Source organism: Chryseobacterium sp. JM1, from assembly GCF_000737715.1.
GTDB lineage: Bacteria > Bacteroidota > Bacteroidia > Flavobacteriales > Weeksellaceae > Chryseobacterium.
This window is the reverse complement of the sequence record NZ_JPRN01000005.1, coordinates 311826-328878: the sequence shown is the minus strand read 5'-3', so window position 1 is coordinate 328878 and position 17053 is coordinate 311826. Positions and strand designations below refer to the sequence as shown.

14 protein-coding genes are annotated in these 17053 nt (G+C 39.0%); 5 read left to right on the top strand and 9 right to left on the bottom strand.

Going from position 1 to position 17053, the window contains the following annotated elements:
• Positions 1-297: 297 nt before the first annotated feature.
• The 3 genes from IW22_RS11170 to proS all read right to left on the bottom strand — a co-directional run bounded on the left by IW22_RS11170 (position 298) and on the right by proS (position 4636).
• Positions 298-1629: an Nramp family divalent metal transporter gene (locus IW22_RS11170; RefSeq protein ID WP_034726508.1), complete on the bottom strand. Its 1332-nt coding sequence runs from the start codon at positions 1627-1629 to the stop codon at positions 298-300.
• Between the two features lie 114 nt (positions 1630-1743).
• Positions 1744-3042, bottom strand: a complete 1299-nt coding sequence (locus IW22_RS11165) for an OmpA family protein (protein WP_034726506.1) — start codon at positions 3040-3042, stop codon at positions 1744-1746.
• Between the two features lie 118 nt (positions 3043-3160).
• Positions 3161-4636, bottom strand: a complete 1476-nt coding sequence (gene proS / locus IW22_RS11160) for a proline--tRNA ligase (protein WP_034726503.1) — start codon at positions 4634-4636, stop codon at positions 3161-3163.
• Positions 4637-4780: 144 nt separating this feature from the next.
• Here proS and IW22_RS11155 point away from each other — a divergent pair, with 144 nt between their 5' ends.
• Positions 4781-5917, top strand: coding sequence for a hypothetical protein (locus IW22_RS11155; RefSeq protein WP_034726501.1), 1137 nt, complete (start codon positions 4781-4783; stop codon positions 5915-5917).
• A gap of 29 nt (positions 5918-5946) precedes the next feature.
• A complete protein-coding gene (locus IW22_RS11150; protein ID WP_034726498.1) occupies positions 5947-7350 on the top strand; it encodes an OmpP1/FadL family transporter in 1404 nt (467 codons plus the stop codon).
• Positions 7351-7436: 86 nt separating this feature from the next.
• On the opposite strand, the gene IW22_RS11145 is transcribed toward IW22_RS11150, so the two are convergent.
• Together IW22_RS11145 and IW22_RS11140 are read right to left on the bottom strand one after the other, a co-directional pair.
• A complete protein-coding gene (locus IW22_RS11145; protein ID WP_228384032.1) occupies positions 7437-8156 on the bottom strand; it encodes a ZIP family metal transporter in 720 nt (239 codons plus the stop codon).
• Positions 8153-8881, bottom strand: a complete 729-nt coding sequence (locus tag IW22_RS11140; RefSeq protein ID WP_034726496.1) for a class I SAM-dependent DNA methyltransferase — start codon at positions 8879-8881, stop codon at positions 8153-8155. The genes IW22_RS11145 and IW22_RS11140 overlap by 4 nt, the downstream gene beginning before the upstream one ends.
• A gap of 135 nt (positions 8882-9016) precedes the next feature.
• On the opposite strand from IW22_RS11140, the gene IW22_RS11135 reads away from it, so the two are divergent.
• On the top strand, positions 9017-10180 hold the full coding sequence (locus IW22_RS11135; protein ID WP_034726495.1) for a class I SAM-dependent RNA methyltransferase: 1164 nt from the start codon (positions 9017-9019) through the stop codon (positions 10178-10180).
• A 202-nt stretch (positions 10181-10382) separates the two neighbouring features.
• Entirely contained in the window at positions 10383-10778 is a 396-nt protein-coding gene (locus IW22_RS11130) for a hypothetical protein (protein ID WP_034726493.1), read from the top strand.
• Positions 10779-11065: 287 nt separating this feature from the next.
• Here the strand turns inward: IW22_RS11130 and IW22_RS11125 are convergent, their stop codons facing one another.
• From IW22_RS11125 to IW22_RS11115, 3 genes are all read right to left on the bottom strand, one after another.
• Positions 11066-11989 (bottom strand): hypothetical protein, encoded by a 924-nt coding sequence (locus tag IW22_RS11125; protein WP_034726492.1) that lies wholly within the window; start codon positions 11987-11989, stop codon positions 11066-11068.
• Positions 11990-12158: 169 nt separating this feature from the next.
• The gene (locus tag IW22_RS11120; RefSeq protein ID WP_034726489.1) at positions 12159-12965 is read right to left on the bottom strand and encodes an AraC family transcriptional regulator; all 807 of its coding nucleotides are present in this window, start codon (positions 12963-12965) and stop codon (positions 12159-12161) included.
• A gap of 38 nt (positions 12966-13003) precedes the next feature.
• Positions 13004-14017, bottom strand: coding sequence for an SDR family NAD(P)-dependent oxidoreductase (locus IW22_RS11115; protein ID WP_034726487.1), 1014 nt, complete (start codon positions 14015-14017; stop codon positions 13004-13006).
• Positions 14018-14206: 189 nt separating this feature from the next.
• On the opposite strand from IW22_RS11115, the gene IW22_RS11110 reads away from it, so the two are divergent.
• Positions 14207-15211, top strand: a complete 1005-nt coding sequence (locus IW22_RS11110) for a glycosyltransferase (RefSeq protein ID WP_034726486.1) — start codon at positions 14207-14209, stop codon at positions 15209-15211.
• Positions 15212-15693: 482 nt separating this feature from the next.
• Here IW22_RS11110 and IW22_RS11105 read toward each other — a convergent pair whose 3' ends face one another.
• Positions 15694-16920, bottom strand: coding sequence for an aminotransferase class I/II-fold pyridoxal phosphate-dependent enzyme (locus tag IW22_RS11105; protein WP_034726484.1), 1227 nt, complete (start codon positions 16918-16920; stop codon positions 15694-15696).
• Positions 16921-17053: the final 133 nt, after the last annotated feature.

Genomic DNA, 17053 nt, shown 5'->3' with positions numbered 1-17053 from the left:
CACGATTGACAATTAAGAATTCACTTTACTGTTGTGAAAGGTCAATTTTGCTGCGCAGGTCAATGGTGAATTTGTTGCGTTTAGAAAATTCACGATTTACAATTTAGAATTCACTTTACCGTTGTGAAAGGTCAATTTTGCTTCGCAAGTCAGTGGTGAATTTGTTGCGTTTAAAAAATTCACGATTGACAATTGACCATTCACTTTACCGTTGTAAAAAGTCAATTTTGCTGCGCAATTGAATCGTGAATTGTTGGTACTGAAAAATTCACAATTGACAATTGACCATTCACTTTTTTATCCGGCGAATGTCTGATACAGCAGATACAGGTTCAATACAATGATCACTACAGAAATAATCCAGACACAGACTTTTAAAACAGGCTTATTGACAAATTCTCCCATTTTGGCTTTGTCATTGGTGAACATGACCAGAGGAACTACTGCAAAACTAAGCTGCATAGATAAAATCACCTGGCTTAAAACCAATAAATCTGTGGTGCCCTGTTCTCCGTAAATGATAGCGACTATTAAAGCCGGAATGACAGCGATAAGTCTGGTGATTAGTCTTCTTAGCCATGGTTTTAAACGGATGTTTAAAAATCCTTCCATGACGATTTGTCCAGCAAGCGTTCCCGTAAGCGTTGAGTTTTGTCCCGATGCCAGCAAAGCGATCGCAAAAGCAATACTTGCCATGGAAGCCCCTAAAATTGGAGTTAACATTTTGTAGGCATCATGAATATCCGCAACATGTTTATTTCCTGTAGTATGAAAAGTGGCAGCAGCCAGGATAAGAATCGCAGCGTTGATAAAGAAAGCCAGCATCAGAGAAACGGTACTGTCTAAAGTGGCGAACTTGATTGCTTCTTTTTTCCCTTCTTTGTTACGCTCATAATCTCTCGTCTGAACAATACTGCTGTGCAGATACAAGTTATGGGGCATAACGGTAGCTCCCAAAATTCCGATGGCGATATATAACATTGCCGGGTTTTGGATAATCTCCTTCTGAGGAACCAGCCCTCCAAGGATTTCATTAAAAGCAGGCTGCGAAATCACAATTTCATAGATAAAACAGGCCAGAATAATAAAGATAAGCCCGCCTACAATGCTTTCTATCCATCGGAAACCTTTAGCCTGAAGCAAAAGAATAATCAGAACGTCTACCGTTGTGATGACAATTCCCCAGGTCAGCGGAATGTGGAATAAGAGATTTAAGGCAATGGCAGAACCAATCACCTCCGCGAGATCACAGGCAGCGATGGCAATTTCACAAAATACCCACAGAATAAAATTGGTAGTAGGACTGAAGTGGTCACGACAGGCCTGCGCCAGATCCCTTTCAGCAACAACACCCAATTTTACAGACAGGTGCTGCAAAACCATTGCAAAAATATTCGAGATAAGAATCACCGAAAGCAGGGTGTACCCGAATTGAGCTCCTCCCGCAATGTCGGTAGCCCAGTTTCCCGGGTCCATATATCCTACGGCAATCATTAGTCCAGGACCTGCAAATGCAAGGTATTTTCTCCAGAAAGAACCTTTTCTGGGAACTTTTATGGAGGAGTATACCTCTGGTAATGAGTGGGAAGTTTTATCTTTACGCCAGGCGTTATTTAAATTGAAATTCATAAATGTTAGAAATGACTAACAAATTTACTTAAATAAATGTAAATACGAAAGTCGGTGACAAAAAAAATCCCGAAAACTAATTTTCGGGATCCTATTTTTAAAGATTCTAAAGATCTATTTTGCAAATCTTACAGCCATTTTTCTGTCTGCAGCTCTTTCTGCATCAGAAGCTTTAGCGTCTACTTTAGCAAATTTGCTTCCGTAACCTTCTGCTTCTAAAACCTGAGCTCCAACGCCAGCTTTAGCTAAAGCACCTTTGATAAATTCAGCTCTTGCTTTAGATAATTTTACATTGCTTGCTTCATTTCCTGTTTTATCAGTATAGCCTCCGATTTTGATTTTTGCATCCGGGAACGCTTTTAAAATAGCAACCAGGTTGTCAAGCTGTCCCTGAGAACCAGCTTCAAGATCTGTAGAGCTTCCCATTTTGAAGTTTACATGGTCAAAATCGTACCACTTATCTTTTAATGCGGCATCATCAGCTGCATTTTTATAGTTACCGGATTTCAGGAAAGTAATCATCTGATCTTCCATACCTCCTTTGTAACCTTTCAGCATAACTCCGTTAAGATCGATATTTTCATCTGTCTTAGCTGCTGGTGTAGTCGTAGCAGAAGTATCTGCCGGAGTGGTGGTAGCTGCTGTATCTGTTTTGGCAGCTGTAGAATCAGTGGTTGTAGTGGTTGTTGTCGTCTGTTTCTTTTCACATTGTTTCCAAAGGAAATAACCCGCGGCAATTAAAAGTAAAAGCGGAAGCAACCATTTCCAGATTGAACCTCCGCCTTCATTATTATTTCTGTCAGGATTAGTTCCTGCAGCTGTAGTACTTCTTGTAACTTCTATTTTAGGCTCTTCCGGTTTTGGAGCTGCTTCTGCATGAGAAGTTGAAGAACCTCCGCCAAACCAGCTTCCTAAATTCAGAGATGCCAGAGAAAGTCCTGCGGGAAGAAGTGAAGAAACAATTCCTTTCTGCTCACCCAACAGGTTTGAAATACCTGATTTGTCTAAATTATTATCAGCAGCATATTTTCCGATAGATCCTACCGTAGCTCCTGTTACCAAATTAAGCAGTGAACTGGAAGAGTTATTGCTGATTCCTGCATAGGTAGCAATAGCATTCACTATTCCACTGATTTTGTCTCCAAAAATAGAGGTCAGCAATGTAGAGATAACAGGGCTGCTGGATGAACCACCTATTAAATTTCCTAAAATTCCGCTTGACGAGGCATTGGTAATTGCATCCAAAACTCCCGGGTTATCAGAATTATTTGCCAGTCCTCCTACAACGGCAGGAAGTATACCTCCAATTGCTTTTGAAATACCGGATTCACTTTCTCCAAACTGTGAAGCTGCTTGTGAAACCAAAGCGGGACCTAATTGTCCTTTAATTAAATCAATGACATTTAAAGACATAATAAATTATTTTTTAGATTAATGTTGAATAAATTTAAACAAAAATCTGTCCAAAAGTCACTTTTTTTTGAATATTTATTTAATTTCCCGCCAGGTTTTTGAAAATCAGCAAGGGTTTTTAATAAGCTTTTGCGAATAATACACGTCTATTAGACGGCTTTCCGCTCACCATAGAAATACCTTCTTCTACATCATCATCCATAGGAATACATCTGATGGTAGCCTTCGTTTCATCCTTGATCTGCTCTTCTTCTTCAGCAGTTCCATCCCAATGTGCGTAGATGAACCCACCTTTTTCTTCAAGAACCTTCTTGAATTCTTCGTAAGTATCCACTCTTGTGATGTTATCTTTTCTGAAGTTGAACGCTTTTTCGTAAAGGTCTTTCTGAATAGTCTGCAATAATTCTTCAATATATACATCCACTCCCCCAATAGAGCGAACTTCTTTTGTTAAATTATCTCTTCTTGCGATTTCAACAGATTTATTTTCAAGATCTCTTGGTCCCATTGCGATTCTTACAGGAACTCCTTTCAGTTCATATTCTGCAAATTTCCATCCCGGTTTGTTATGCGTATCGTCATCAAATTTTACAGAGATGCCTTTTGCTTTTAATTTAGCCACGATATCCAGTGCCACTTCGCTGATCTGAGCCAATTGCTCGTCTCCTTTAAAGATAGGAACAATCACTACCTGAATTGGAGCCAGGGTAGGAGGAAGTACCAGTCCGAAATCGTCGGAATGTGTCATAATTAATGCTCCCATCAAACGTGTGGAAGTTCCCCAAGATGTTGCCCATGCATGTTCAATCTTACCTTCTTTGTTGGTGAATTTTACGTCGAATGCTTTTGCGAAATTCTGACCTAAGAAGTGAGAAGTTCCTGCCTGAAGTGCTTTTCCATCCTGCATCAATGCTTCGATACAGTAGGTTTCGTCAGCTCCTGCAAATCTTTCAGAAGGTGTCTTTAATCCTTTAACAACCGGCATCGCCATGAATTTCTCTGCAAAATCTGCATATACATCATTCATTTTTTCGGCTTCTTCCACTGCTTCATCTTTGGTAGCGTGTGCCGTGTGGCCTTCCTGCCATAAGAATTCTGCTGTTCTTAAAAACAGACGGGTTCTCATTTCCCAACGGACAACGTTTGCCCACTGGTTGATTAATATTGGAAGGTCTCTGTAAGACTGAATCCAGTTTTTGTATGTATTCCAGATAATCGCTTCAGAAGTAGGACGTACGATAAGCTCTTCTTCCAGTTTAGCATCCGGATCTACAATCAGTTTGTGTGGATTGTCCGGATCTGTTTTTAATCTATAATGGGTAACTACTGCACATTCTTTAGCAAAACCTTCTGCATTTTTTTCTTCTGCCTCAAACAGGCTCTTGGGCACAAAAAGCGGGAAATAAGCATTAACGTGACCTGTTTCTTTGAATCTTTTGTCCATTTCATCACGCATTTTTTCCCAGATTGCATAGCCGTATGGTTTGATCACCATGCATCCTCGCACTCCAGAGTTTTCAGCTAAGTCAGCTTTTACCACCAACTCATTATACCATTTGCTGTAATCTTCGCTTCTTGAGGTTAATTTTGCCATTATTTTTTAAAATTTTTTTAACTTTTGTACATTATTGTTATCTAAAAATAAAAATCTATTTTTGATAGATTTATTTACCAGTGTTTTGGTACATTTTTGGTACAGATTGCAAATATAATTTAAATTAAAAATCTTTACGTTATCATGAAAAGAAATATACATAAAAATTTGCTCGGTCTGTTAAAGTCCAAAGGGATTTTAGCGATATCGGGTGGATTGCTGCTTGTGTCCTGTGGCGCTCAGATGGGCGGATATACAGAGACCGATGGGGTATACTACGACCCCAATAAAGATACGCTGCCTGAAGGGGTGATCATCAATAACGGCGGAAACAGAGTGGGGGAAAACTATGATTATTACCAGGACTCTAATGTGATCCAGAATGCACAGACCAATTCCAGAGAACAGGACAACAGATATGATACATGGAGTGATAACAACTGGAATGCCAATGCTACAGACTCAGACTGGGGTGCTTTTGCAGGATCTCAGACCAACTATTATGACAATTCCTGGGGTTCACCTTGGGGATGGTATGGTGGTTATAGCCCTTATTGGGGTATGAACCGTGGCTGGGGCTGGGGAGGCTCGTTCGGATGGGGTAGCTCATTTGGATGGGGCGGATCCTTCGGCTGGGGCTGGGGAGGCTCTATGGGCTGGGGCAGTCCTTACTGGGGATACGGATATTCTCCTTATTGGGGTGGATATTATGACCCGTTCTGGGGTGGCGGTTACGGTAACCCATATTGGGGCTGGAACGGTGGCTACTGGGGGAATGGCTACAGACCCATCTACAGAAGAAGTGGCGGTGGCGGATTCAGTAACCCTGGTTTGACCAATAATATTTACAGAAACAATAGTTATAACGGAGGTTTCAGAAACAGCAACAGCAATGGAATGAATAATTCATCCAATGGCGGCTTCAGAAACGGAAGTACAAACGGAGGTTTCAGAAACAGTTCAAACGGAGGCTTTAGAAACAGCAACTCTACTAATAACGGAGGATTCAGACAAGGAAATGTAAATGGTGGTTATAGAAACCAACAGCAGTCCGGAGGATTCCGTAATTCAAATTCTCAGCCAAGACCTAATTATAATACACAGCCAAGCTATAACAATAACAACAACGGAGGATTCAGATCCAATGATGGTGGTGGTTTTAGATCAAGCGGTGGTTCATCCGGTGGAGGTTTTAGAGGCGGCGGTTCTTCAGGTGGTGGAGGCGGTGGCTTCAGATCATCTGGCGGCGGCGGAGGCGGCGGCTTCAGAGGTGGAAGATAATTTCAAACTTAATAACTATTAAATAAATAATGTTAAAAAAATCTTTAGTATTAATGAGTGTTGCTGCTGCATTTTATGCGCAGGCTCAGGATGTTTCTATATTGAGAAATACTGTAGATGTTTATTCCAGTACTCCGATGGTGGGTTCGTCAAAATTCAATGCAATGGCTGGAGCTAACGGAGCATTAGGAGGTGATGCCAATTCCATGCTTACGAACCCTGCTGGTTTGGGAGTTGCCATTTCAGGAGAAGTTTCCGGAACATTGGCCATCGCGGGAAATAAAAATAAAAGTACATGGGCCGGATCTACGATTGACTATAGCAAAACGAATACAGATCTTGGAAACGTAGGTGCTGTGATTACTTTTCCGCTGATGAGTGAAACAGGATGGAAGTTTATCAACATCGGGATCAATTATTCCAATCAGTCATTGGATAACTATGTAGAATCTCCTGGAAGTGATAATGTCATAAAAGATTTTACTGATAAAAGTTCATCTTTAGCAGGTCATGCTTACAACAGATATGGAAACCTTTCCAAGACCAGTTTTGGGGTTGGGGCGAACTATAATCATAATGTCTATTTAGGAGCTTCATTGAACTTTTTCAATGCCTCTATTGACCAATATGATACGGCAGCCTTTAAATCGCTGGCTGACGGATCTATGGAATATTTCGACAGACAAAATACACCTATGTTTGAAAGATCTTCCGGTTTTTCTGCCACTGTTGGGGTAATTGGAAAGCTGAGTCCTAATTTCAGAATCGGGGGTGCTATAGAAACACCTACTTTCTGGCGAATAGACAGAGATTATAATTTTTATAACGATCCCAACTATGGAGATGCGACAGGAAGTGAATCCCGAGATCTTACCACACCGCTTAAAGCGACCGTAAGTGCTGCATTCGTTGCCAGCAAAAACTTCTCACTAAATGTAGATTATACATTAGGATTGACAAGACCTAAATACACAGTAGTTACAGGTATTGAATCCGAACTGAACAGTTTCTTTAAAGATAATTATAAGAATGTTTCAGAAGTAAGAATCGGTGCAGAATACAGAGTGAAGCAGTTCAGACTGAGAGGAGGTTACTCTTACGTATCCAATCCTTTTGATGCTTTAACAGTAAGCCAGGTAAATCCTGACGCTTCTACCTCTAATAACTCGTACAGCAATATGATGCTTAACAGCAGAAATCTTGCTTCGTTCGGTATTGGATATGATTTCAAAGCATTTTATATAGACGCATCTTATCAGTACATAACGTCTAAATACAGCAATCCTTATTTAAGAGGTATTGAAACAGGAAATCCTGATACAGATACCGCTTATTATTCTCCTACCAGAATCATGTCATCTGATTACTTTGCCGTTTCAGATGTGAAAAATAACAGAAACAACTTCTTTATTACATTAGGCTGGAAATTCTAATTCCAGATCGTGTAGTGAGTGATTAAATTGAAGGCTCCGGATCGTAAGATCCGGAGTTTTTTATTTCGTTTAAATTTAAATAAACATTAATGTGCAACAGGATGAGAATGGAAAAGATGCATAATCAGGGCTAAAGAAACACCCAGAATCACAAGTCCAATCTTTATCCAGTCGATATTATGATTCTTATTGCTCTCAAAAATAATCACAGAAGAGATATGCAGGAAGATTCCACCTACGATAGCCAGAAAATAAGGCTGAAGATCAGGGTTGAAATAATTTCCAAGCAGCATTCCCATCGGAGAAGCAAGAGCAAACAAAGCAACGATCAGAATAGAAGGATACGGTGAGCTTTTGGACTCATTTTTTCGGTTAAACAGAAAGGCTCCAAGAATAAATGAGATCGGAAGATTGTGAAATACAATTCCCAGAAGATAAGGTGACAGCTGTTGTTTTTCATTGGCCAAAGGAATTCCCTCAATAAAAGCATGAATAAACAGGCCAACCATCAGCGCCATCGGAAGGATATTGTTTTCACTGTGATGGTGAAAATGGCCATGCTCGAAACCTTTCGTTAAGGCTTCAAGAATCATCTGAAGCAAAACTCCGGCGATCACGAAAATTCCCAGGCTGCTTCCGATTTTGGAAGTATAGACCTGTGGAAAAACTTCATTCAGACAGATGGTGATCAGAAATCCGGCACTCAGGACCAACAGATTTTTGGCCAGCTTTTCTTTTTTTCCGAAATGCTTGCCGAGAAAAACGCCCGTAATGACACTTAAGATCAGTAAAACGACGGTTATCATGCTTTTTTCTTAAATAAATTGATACAGCGTGTAGAAACCTCACGGTCAAATTCATTCAGCTGATAATCGCCCCAGATCTTAACTCTTTCAAAACCGCAGTCTGTAGCATATGAATTAATGGCTTCCAAAGTATGAAGTTTTACTTTTTCAAAGAAGTGAAAAGGTTTTCCATCCGCTTCAAAACGGATGTCCTTGATGATATGTCTTCCCTCAATCTTTTTCAGGATCTTAAAATCAATATCACCACGCGTTATTATAGTCTCAGGAACTATTTTTGTTCGCACGTACTCTTCGTTCAGATAATCCAGGACAAAATATCCTCCGGGTTTTAAAACATTATAAACCGACTGGAACACTTTTTTGTCGTCACTTTCATTATCAAAGTACCCGAAACTGGTAAATAAATTGAAGACCGCATCCATAGGATCCGCATCAATAGGGTTTCGCATATCATGAACATTGAACAAAAGCGTCTGGGTTTCAAACTGTTTATCGAATTCGATACTTTGTCTGGAAAGATCCAATCCCAGTACGTCATATCCTAATTTATTCAAAAAAACAGAGTGTCTACCTTTTCCGCAGGCCAGATCAATAATCTTGGATGAAGGCGGTAACTGAAGGTCTTCAGTGAGTTTTGTAATGAAATTTTCGGCTTCCGTATAGTCTCTGTTACTATAAAGAAGATGATAATAAGGTGTATCAAACCAAGATTCAAACCATTCCATAATGCAAAAATAACTAAATTTGTGCGGTTAAAAGCAAAGTATTTAAATATTGAAAGATCGAAAGATTCAATTAAGCGCAAAATTGAACCTGTAATCTTTTAATTATTAAATCATTAAATCTTTTAATTATAATTTATGGACACAGAAAATCTAAAGATTCAGATAAAGACATTCTTCGGACTGGAGCAGATCCTTGCTGAAGAGATCAAAAAATTAGGCGGGAAAAACGTTGAAATTAAAAACCGTGCGGTCAATTGTGAAGGTGACCTCGGCTTTCTTTATAAAATTAACTACTCTGCAAGAACAGCATTAAAAATATTAATTCCTGTTTTTGAATTTAAAGCATTTAATCAACACCAGTTTTACAGTAAACTCTCTGCTATCGCATGGGAAGATTATATGCGTATAGACCAGTCTTTCGCGATTGATTCTACCGTGAACTCTGAAACCTTCAAACATTCACAGTTTGTGACGTTGAAAATGAAGGATGCGATCGTGGATTATTTCCAGGAAAAATTCAACAGACGCCCTGATGTAGAGACGAGAAGTCCTGATATCAAGTTCCACCTGCATATTGACAGAGAACTGGTAACGATTTCTCTGGACTCTTCAGGAGATCCTCTGTTTAAAAGAGGGTACAGAAAAGAGCAGGGTGAAGCGCCTATTAATGAAGTTTTGGCAAGCGGAATGCTTCAGCTGGCAGGTTGGGACGGAAAAGGGAACTTTTTAGACCCAATGTGCGGTTCAGGAACCCTTCTTGTGGAAGCAGCAATGATTGCAATGGATCTTCCAGCACAGATTTTTAGAAGAAGATTTGCTTTCCAGAACTGGGCTAACTATGATGCTGATCTTTTTGCAAAAATCAAAGAAGTCAGAGTAAACAGAGTAAGAGAATTTACCGGGAAGATCGTAGGATATGATATTGATGGAAGAATGCTGAATGCAGCCAGAACCAATATTGAAGCAGCCGAGATGGAAGATGTTATCCAGGTGAAAACACAGGATTTCTTCGAATCCAAAAAAGAACTTTTCCCGTTACTGATGGTGTTCAACCCACCTTATGACGAGAGAATCTCTATTAATGACGATGATTTCTACAAAAAAATCGGAGATACCTTCAAGACAAGTTATCCGAACACATTAGCCTGGCTAATCTCTTCTGATCTGGAGGCTGTGAAGAAAATAGGTCTTCGTCCTTCAAGAAAAATCAAACTTTTCAACGGAAAGCTTGAAACCAGATTCCTGCAGTATGAAATGTATGAAGGGACGAAAAAACTTCATAAACTGGAAAAAGAATAATCAGATTTTACATAGAAACCTTCCGTAGCCGGAAGGTTTTTTTTATTTGAACACTATTAGAATGTAGAAGTTATTTAAGGACTTACAGAAAAACTGAAACCCAGTAGTAACTTCCGTCCTCCCTCTTCCAGCTTCCTTCCTCAAAATAATCAGGTATTTTTCCAAAAGATTTTTTATTTTTGCTTTAACTCAAATTTTAAATATGGCGTGGGATCTTCTTGAAACTTTAGGAAATGTACTGGATGTTGCCAGTAGTTCTTCATCTTCAGCAAGACTGAATTATAATAGTAAGACTTCAAAAAAGAAAAAATCAAAGTATTTCACCGAAAAAGTAAGTGCAGGTTTAATAGCGGTGGCTGGCGTTTTACTTTTTTTTGTGTTTAAGGATCCGTTACCTGCAGAAAATTACACTCAGACTTTAATAGTGGCTTCACTTATAGGAACTGTCATTTCGGGTATCCTGTTTTTTCTTTTGTATTTAATGGAATTTTATTATTTCAAAAGCTTTTTTAAATTATTATTTTTCAGTGGTTCAGTCATTTTGTTCTTTATTTCTCTTGTGCTTTGCGTTTATTTCAAATCGGGAGTGTTTATTTAAAGACAGAATTAATAATGATCGTTTTGCGTGAAATATTTTCCCGCAGATTCCGCGGATTGCACAGATTTTCTATGTGAAAATTTATAGAGTTTACCCTTACATACATCGCTCCATCAAAATCAACAAAGTTGATTTCCTCTTTGCCTCCTCAAATCTGAAGCAATAATAATTTCTTTGCGTTAAATATTTTCTCGCAGATTCTGCAGATCATTCAGATTTGTATTTGTATTAAACAAAAAAGCCCCTGTTAAGGAGCTTAATTTTAATCTGTACTGTTATTCTAATAATTATAGTGTCGTTTTCGTAAACATCTGTATAGACATATATCCACGTCCCCAGTTGAAGTTAGGATCTACCGTAGACCACATATTGAATCTGATCGTTGCCGTATCCGCAGTTGGCTCCACATAGCCATTCAAGGCATAAGTGACATTCACGGGTGAAGCGGTATTGTTGACAACTGTATCTCCTACTGTAGCATTCACTGAAGCCATTCTTGAGCTGGCACCCGAAGAAACTGCCGGAACCGTATATTTTCTGGAACCTGCCGGAAGCTCAGCTCCATTCTTCAAAAAGCGGACTCCGTAATACCCCCCGAAATTGGTTGCTATCGTCGTTGTACCCATCGGAACGCTATAAGTCGTCACCAGTTTTGCCTGGGTAAAAGCCGGAATAGTAATCGTTACACTCAAACCTAAATTGATATTGTTCACGGCAGTAGTGGCTGTCACAAGCTGATCTATGGGTGCTGTGGCTGTCACATCAAAGACATTGTCAAGTTTCCAGGCTGTTTTGTCACGCTGTTGATACGTAATCCATTGCGGAAGCGCAGGAGTTCCGTAATTGGTATAAAAACCTTCTTCCATATTGGTGGTGACGTTCGTGTTGTAAACGATAAGTCCCTTCGCAGGAGATGGAATAGTGGTTCCGTCATTGGGAGCTGACAAAGTGACCCTTGGAATAAGCATCCCTTTATTAGTGGCATTGATTTGAAATTTGGCCGAAGCATCCACTGTTGTGGTTCCCAGCGCTGCCGACCCTGCCGAAGTGACAATGAAGTCGTTGTCAGTCTGGGCAGCAGTAGGTGAGGCTGCATTATCTTTATTTCCATCCACGTGGAAAGCTCCGCTTGGATTATTTGTTCCAACTCCAACCTGTGCGTTTGAAAAAATACAAAAGAGTAATGAAATGGCTGCTAAATTTGCTTTCATAGATTGTGATTTTTGAATTAAATAATATTTAAATTGAATGTTTGATGATTGGGTTTTAATCAAAAATACTGAAATCTATTTAATGATATGTCTTTACTTGTGTGTTTTGTTTATAATTAATCTTTTATTTGAGAAATAATTACATACATAAGGTGTATTTTTAATTGAATCAGTTTAAAGCAGATGGTGCCAGTCCATACTGTTTTTTGAAGGCATAAGAGAAATGCGAAAAATCTTCAAAGCCGACTTCCATGAATACATCCGAAGGTCTTTTATGCTTTTCCTTTAAATGATAATAGGCCAGTTCCAGCCGTTTTTGAGTAAGCCATCGCTGAGGCGTAGTGTGAAAAACCTTTCTGAAATCCCTGTTAAAAGTAGAAAGACTTCTTCCCGTAAGATACCCGAACCTTTCCAAAGGCATATTGAACATGTAATTTTTTTCCATAAAACCAATCAGATCTACTTTTCCGGGTTCTTCAAAATCGGCCAGAATAAGGTCTGCATCGGGATCAATTTCTCTTAGAATGCTGATAGCTTCTGTGATTTTAAGTGATGCAATATGCTCCGGGAAAGTTCCCTCCACCTCAAAATAAGGGATGAGAGAAGCAAGACAGCTTTTTAACAAAGGGTGACTTTGAAAACTGAAAATTTTAGCATCGTGGCCTGTCGTTTTGTGCTTTAATTCAACAGAAGAATAAAAATGTTTCAGTTTTTCTGTAGTAAGATGCATGACTACGGCTTTATGAGGAAGCCTGTCCTTAGGATAATTGATAATGGTCGCGAGATGGTTTCTGGGAATCAGAAAAATATCTCCCGTTTTGAACAGATAGGTTTTGTCAGCCTGAATGATTTTGGTTTCGCCGGAAATAAACCAGACCAGCATATGGTATTCAAAAACCGTTTCCGTTTTGAAAAGCTTATCATCATAGGTTGAAAGCTTGATGTCCGGAGTAATATACTGTATCTGGAAGTCCATCGTTTTAGTTTATAAGTACAAATGTATTTAAAAAGTGATTATTCTGCATCGAAAGTAAAGCCCAACACTTCTTCACTCAATTTCCATAATCTCTCTGCATTTTCTCGGTCAATGGAATACGGTTGCACGCCACGAATCGTTGCCGGCTCATCATACCGGTGTTCTATCTGCCCGAGATCGATTTCGGCGATATCACAATTTTCACAATACACTCCGCCGATATTCTGAAGATCAGGACTTGTTGCGCACCAAACGGTTGTAGCGGCACCTTGCGGAATTGTTTTTAATTTAGCTTCAACTTCAGGTTTTATTTTTCCATCCCTGTCATGCGTTCCCATCTGGATATAAAGATCAATAGGTTCTTCTCTCCCCAAATCGGTTCCATACACAGAACCCGGATGTAGTGAATACGCTCTGATATTAAATTTCTTTCCCTTTTCATCCAATGCGACGGAAAATAAATTACATGCCGTTTTCGATTGGCCATAACCTGCAAGAGTCTGGTATTCTCTGTTTACAAAATTCGGATCTTCAAAATCAAATGGGGCCATCTGATGTCCGTAAGAAGAAACAATGAGAACACGGGCGTTTCCAGCTTTTTTCAATGCCGGCCAAAGTCTTGAGGTCAAATGGAACTGCCCAAGATAATTTGTGGCCAGCTGAGATTCAATACCTCTGTCATCTCTTCGAAGCGGAACCCACATAATGCCTGCGTTATTGATCAGAAGATCAAGCTTTCTCTCGGAGGCCAGGAATTTTTCACTAAATGCATCGATAGAATCAGGATCCATCAGATCCATTTTTTCCAGTTCTATAGGGTCAATACCGGTAAGGTTTTTACCCGCTTTTTCAATATCTCTGGCCGGAATAATCACGGTTGCTCCGGCGGAAACCAGCACTTTCGTCGTTTCAAGACCAATTCCTGCGTAACCTCCCGTAATGATGACTGTTTTTCCGGTAAGGTCAATTCCATTGATAATTTCCTGTGCTGTTGATGCTGCATTAAACCCTGAATGAACAGGCTGTTGTAATGGATTGATATTCTGTATCATTTTTTATTGTTTAAAGTTCTACAGCAAAGGTATTGGGTATTCATGATGATCATTTTGTTTAAAATGTCAAATTACTGTGTTGAGAATTTCAAAGCTATTTTTCACACGTTAAAAGTTAATTTCTTTGAATAAGCTGTTAAACTGTTTGTAGATTCCTCAGCGAATAAGTAATTTTGAAAAATTTTCAATTTGAGACCTACTATTTCCATTGTCGTTGCTATTTTCAACCGAAAAGACGAACTTTTTGAACTGCTGAATTCTTTGACATTTCAGACAGATAAAGAGTTTGAAGTGATTATTGTAGACGACGGTTCTCTTATTGACCTTAAGCCGACCATTCAGAATTTTGATGAAATACTGAACATCAAATATTTCAGAAAAGATAATTCCGGTCCCGGACTTAGCAGAAACTACGGTGCCAAGAGAGCTCAGAATGACTGGCTGCTTTTTGTAGACAGCGATGTGATCGTAGAAAAAGATTATATCGAAAATATTAAAAAAAATATTGAAACCATTCCATGTGATGCGTTCGGAGGAGCGGATAAAGCCCACAAAGGTTTTAATCTGATGCAGAAAGCCATTTCCTATTCAATGACCTCAGTTTTTACAACAGGAGGAATCAGGGGTAGCAAAAAAGCAGTTTCCAGATTTCAGCCCAGAAGTTTTAATATGGGCGTGAATAAAGCAGTTTTTGAGAAAGTAGGCGGTTTCTCCGAGATGAGAATCGGGGAAGATCCGGATCTGTCCATGACCCTTTGGGAAAAAGGTTTTACGACGGCATTTTTCGATGATATTGCCGTATTTCATAAGAGAAGAGTAGATCTGGGTAAATTTTCAAAACAGGTATATCAGTTTGGGTGTGCCAGACCGATTCTTAATCAGAGACATCCCAATTATGTAAAAATCTCTTTTGCATTTCCCACTCTGTTTATGCTAGGGTATATTTTCGGTTTTATAGAATATTTTGTTTTAGGCAGAGGGATTATTCTGGCGTTTTACGGATTGTATACTTTCCTGGTGTTATTCCATGCGATGATAGTGACAAAAAATATAAGTATTGCTGGAATGGCCGTGATTTCAACCTACATTCAGATGTTTTCGTACGGTTACGGTTTCCTGAAATCATGGGTGCTTCTTAATATTTTCAGAATGAAACCCGAAGACGCTTTCCCGAAACATTTCCATATCAAATAGATCATATTTTTTCACACAAAGATTTATTAGATTAAGCAGCTGGATAAATACACGTCCGGTTATATTAAATAAAAAAATATTTTCTCTATTTCAGACTGTCATATCGGCCTAGGAATTTGGAGCGTTAAAAAAATAAATATTGTGAACGTTTAAAAAATTCTTCTGTTTGAAGCGCGAGACCCAATTCGAATCGAATAACCCATATGGAATTCGCGCAAGTTTAGAATTTTTAGAGAACAAAATTTATTTTTAGCGGAAGATTCCAGCCTTGAAATATCATTCGTCGACTTTATGGAGACAATTTTTCGTTCTTTTGTTTGACTACGTCGAATCTGTGATTTCAAGACAAAAGGACATTAAAAATAAAAAAAAATTGCTGAATCCTTGGATTTGCATCATATCCAAAAAATATAAATTTAAACAGGTTTTAATTAAAAAAAATAAAAGCTGCCAGAAATTCCGACAGCTTTTATAACAATAAATTAGGATATAAATATAGTTTCATGGTTGAGAACGCCTGTTTTTAGCATGCATTCCCGCATTTTTTCATAAGTTCTGGCGATATCATGATCCAGTCCAATGGAGAACCTGATCAGTCCATCTGATATGCCCATTGCTTCACGTTCTTCTTCCGGAATCTCCGATGAAGTTGAACTTCCCGAACAGGAAAATAAAGTCTTATAGAATCCTAAGCTTACCGCCAGATAACCAAGGTTTTCCGCCTGCATCATTTCCATCAGCTCATTCGCTTTGTCAGTAGTTCCGGCATCTAGCGTAAGAAGTCCTCCGAACCCATATTCTTCGTACATCATAGATTTCATCAGCTCATGATCCTTATGGGATTTCAGTCCCGGATAAGATACTTTCAGTCCGTCTTTTTCAAATCTTTCTGCAAGATACATTGCGTTGTGACTGTGCTGTTTCATTCTGATGTGAAGCGTTCTCAGGTTTTTCAGGATGCTTGCAGACCTGAAGCTGTCCATGGTAGGTCCCAGCAGCATACAGGCTCCGTTATTAACGTTTTTGGTATCATTAATGAATTCCTGTGTTCCGCAGTACACACCGCCTACCGTATCACTGCTTCCGTTGATAAATTTGGTTAAACTGTGAATAACGATATCAGCACCTAACAATGTCGGTGAAACAGAAAGAGGGGAGAAGGTATTATCTACAATCAGTTTAAGGTTGTGTTTTTTACAGATCTCTGAAAGTTTTCTAAGATCTGCCACTTCAAGAAGCGGGTTGCTTACACTTTCGCAGTAGATCACTTTAGTATTGGGAGTTATAGCATTTTCTATAGACTCAAAATTACTGATGTCTACAAAAGTGGTATCGATATGGAATGGAGGTAGGAAATTTTTAAGGAAGGCATACGTTCCACCGTAAATGGTTCTGCTGGAAATAATATGGTCACCGCTTTTACATACCTGCATTAAAACAGAAGTAATCGCTCCCATTCCGGATGCCGTAACGTTGGCTGCTTCTGTGTTTTCCATTTTAGCCAATGCCTGAGCAAGGTACAGATTCATCGGGGATGAATGTCTGGAATATAAATAACATCCTTCAGCATTGCCTTCAAAAGTATCAAACATAGTTTTTGCAGAAAGGAAGGTATAGGTAGAGCTGTCAGAAATCGATGGATTTACGCCTCCGAATTCGCCAAAATATTGCAGATCCTGGATCTCATTGGCTGCATTAAAATTTTCCATAAGCTTTAGATTTTATTTGTCCGGGTTAAATATGCTCTGTTTTCATAATTATTACAAGAGATATTTAAATATGTGGAATATAAATCTGAAATTTTTGCTTTTATTAGAAAATATGTTTATTATATTTGATTTT

What these genes read in the sequence shown, in the direction of transcription:
- IW22_RS11170 (WP_034726508.1), bottom strand. Translation starts at nt 1,629, where the DNA reads ATGAATTTCAATTTAAATAACGCCTGGCGTAAAGATAAAACTTCCCAC.
- IW22_RS11165 (WP_034726506.1), bottom strand. Translation starts at nt 3,042, where the DNA reads ATGTCTTTAAATGTCATTGATTTAATTAAAGGACAATTAGGTCCCGCT.
- proS (WP_034726503.1), bottom strand. Translation starts at nt 4,636, where the DNA reads ATGGCAAAATTAACCTCAAGAAGCGAAGATTACAGCAAATGGTATAAT.
- IW22_RS11155 (WP_034726501.1), top strand. Translation starts at nt 4,781, where the DNA reads ATGAAAAGAAATATACATAAAAATTTGCTCGGTCTGTTAAAGTCCAAA.
- IW22_RS11150 (WP_034726498.1), top strand. Translation starts at nt 5,947, where the DNA reads ATGTTAAAAAAATCTTTAGTATTAATGAGTGTTGCTGCTGCATTTTAT.
- IW22_RS11145 (WP_228384032.1), bottom strand. Translation starts at nt 8,156, where the DNA reads ATGATAACCGTCGTTTTACTGATCTTAAGTGTCATTACGGGCGTTTTT.
- IW22_RS11140 (WP_034726496.1), bottom strand. Translation starts at nt 8,881, where the DNA reads ATGGAATGGTTTGAATCTTGGTTTGATACACCTTATTATCATCTTCTT.
- IW22_RS11135 (WP_034726495.1), top strand. Translation starts at nt 9,017, where the DNA reads ATGGACACAGAAAATCTAAAGATTCAGATAAAGACATTCTTCGGACTG.
- IW22_RS11130 (WP_034726493.1), top strand. Translation starts at nt 10,383, where the DNA reads ATGGCGTGGGATCTTCTTGAAACTTTAGGAAATGTACTGGATGTTGCC.
- IW22_RS11125 (WP_034726492.1), bottom strand. Translation starts at nt 11,989, where the DNA reads ATGAAAGCAAATTTAGCAGCCATTTCATTACTCTTTTGTATTTTTTCA.
- IW22_RS11120 (WP_034726489.1), bottom strand. Translation starts at nt 12,965, where the DNA reads ATGGACTTCCAGATACAGTATATTACTCCGGACATCAAGCTTTCAACC.
- IW22_RS11115 (WP_034726487.1), bottom strand. Translation starts at nt 14,017, where the DNA reads ATGATACAGAATATCAATCCATTACAACAGCCTGTTCATTCAGGGTTT.
- IW22_RS11105 (WP_034726484.1), bottom strand. Translation starts at nt 16,920, where the DNA reads ATGGAAAATTTTAATGCAGCCAATGAGATCCAGGATCTGCAATATTTT.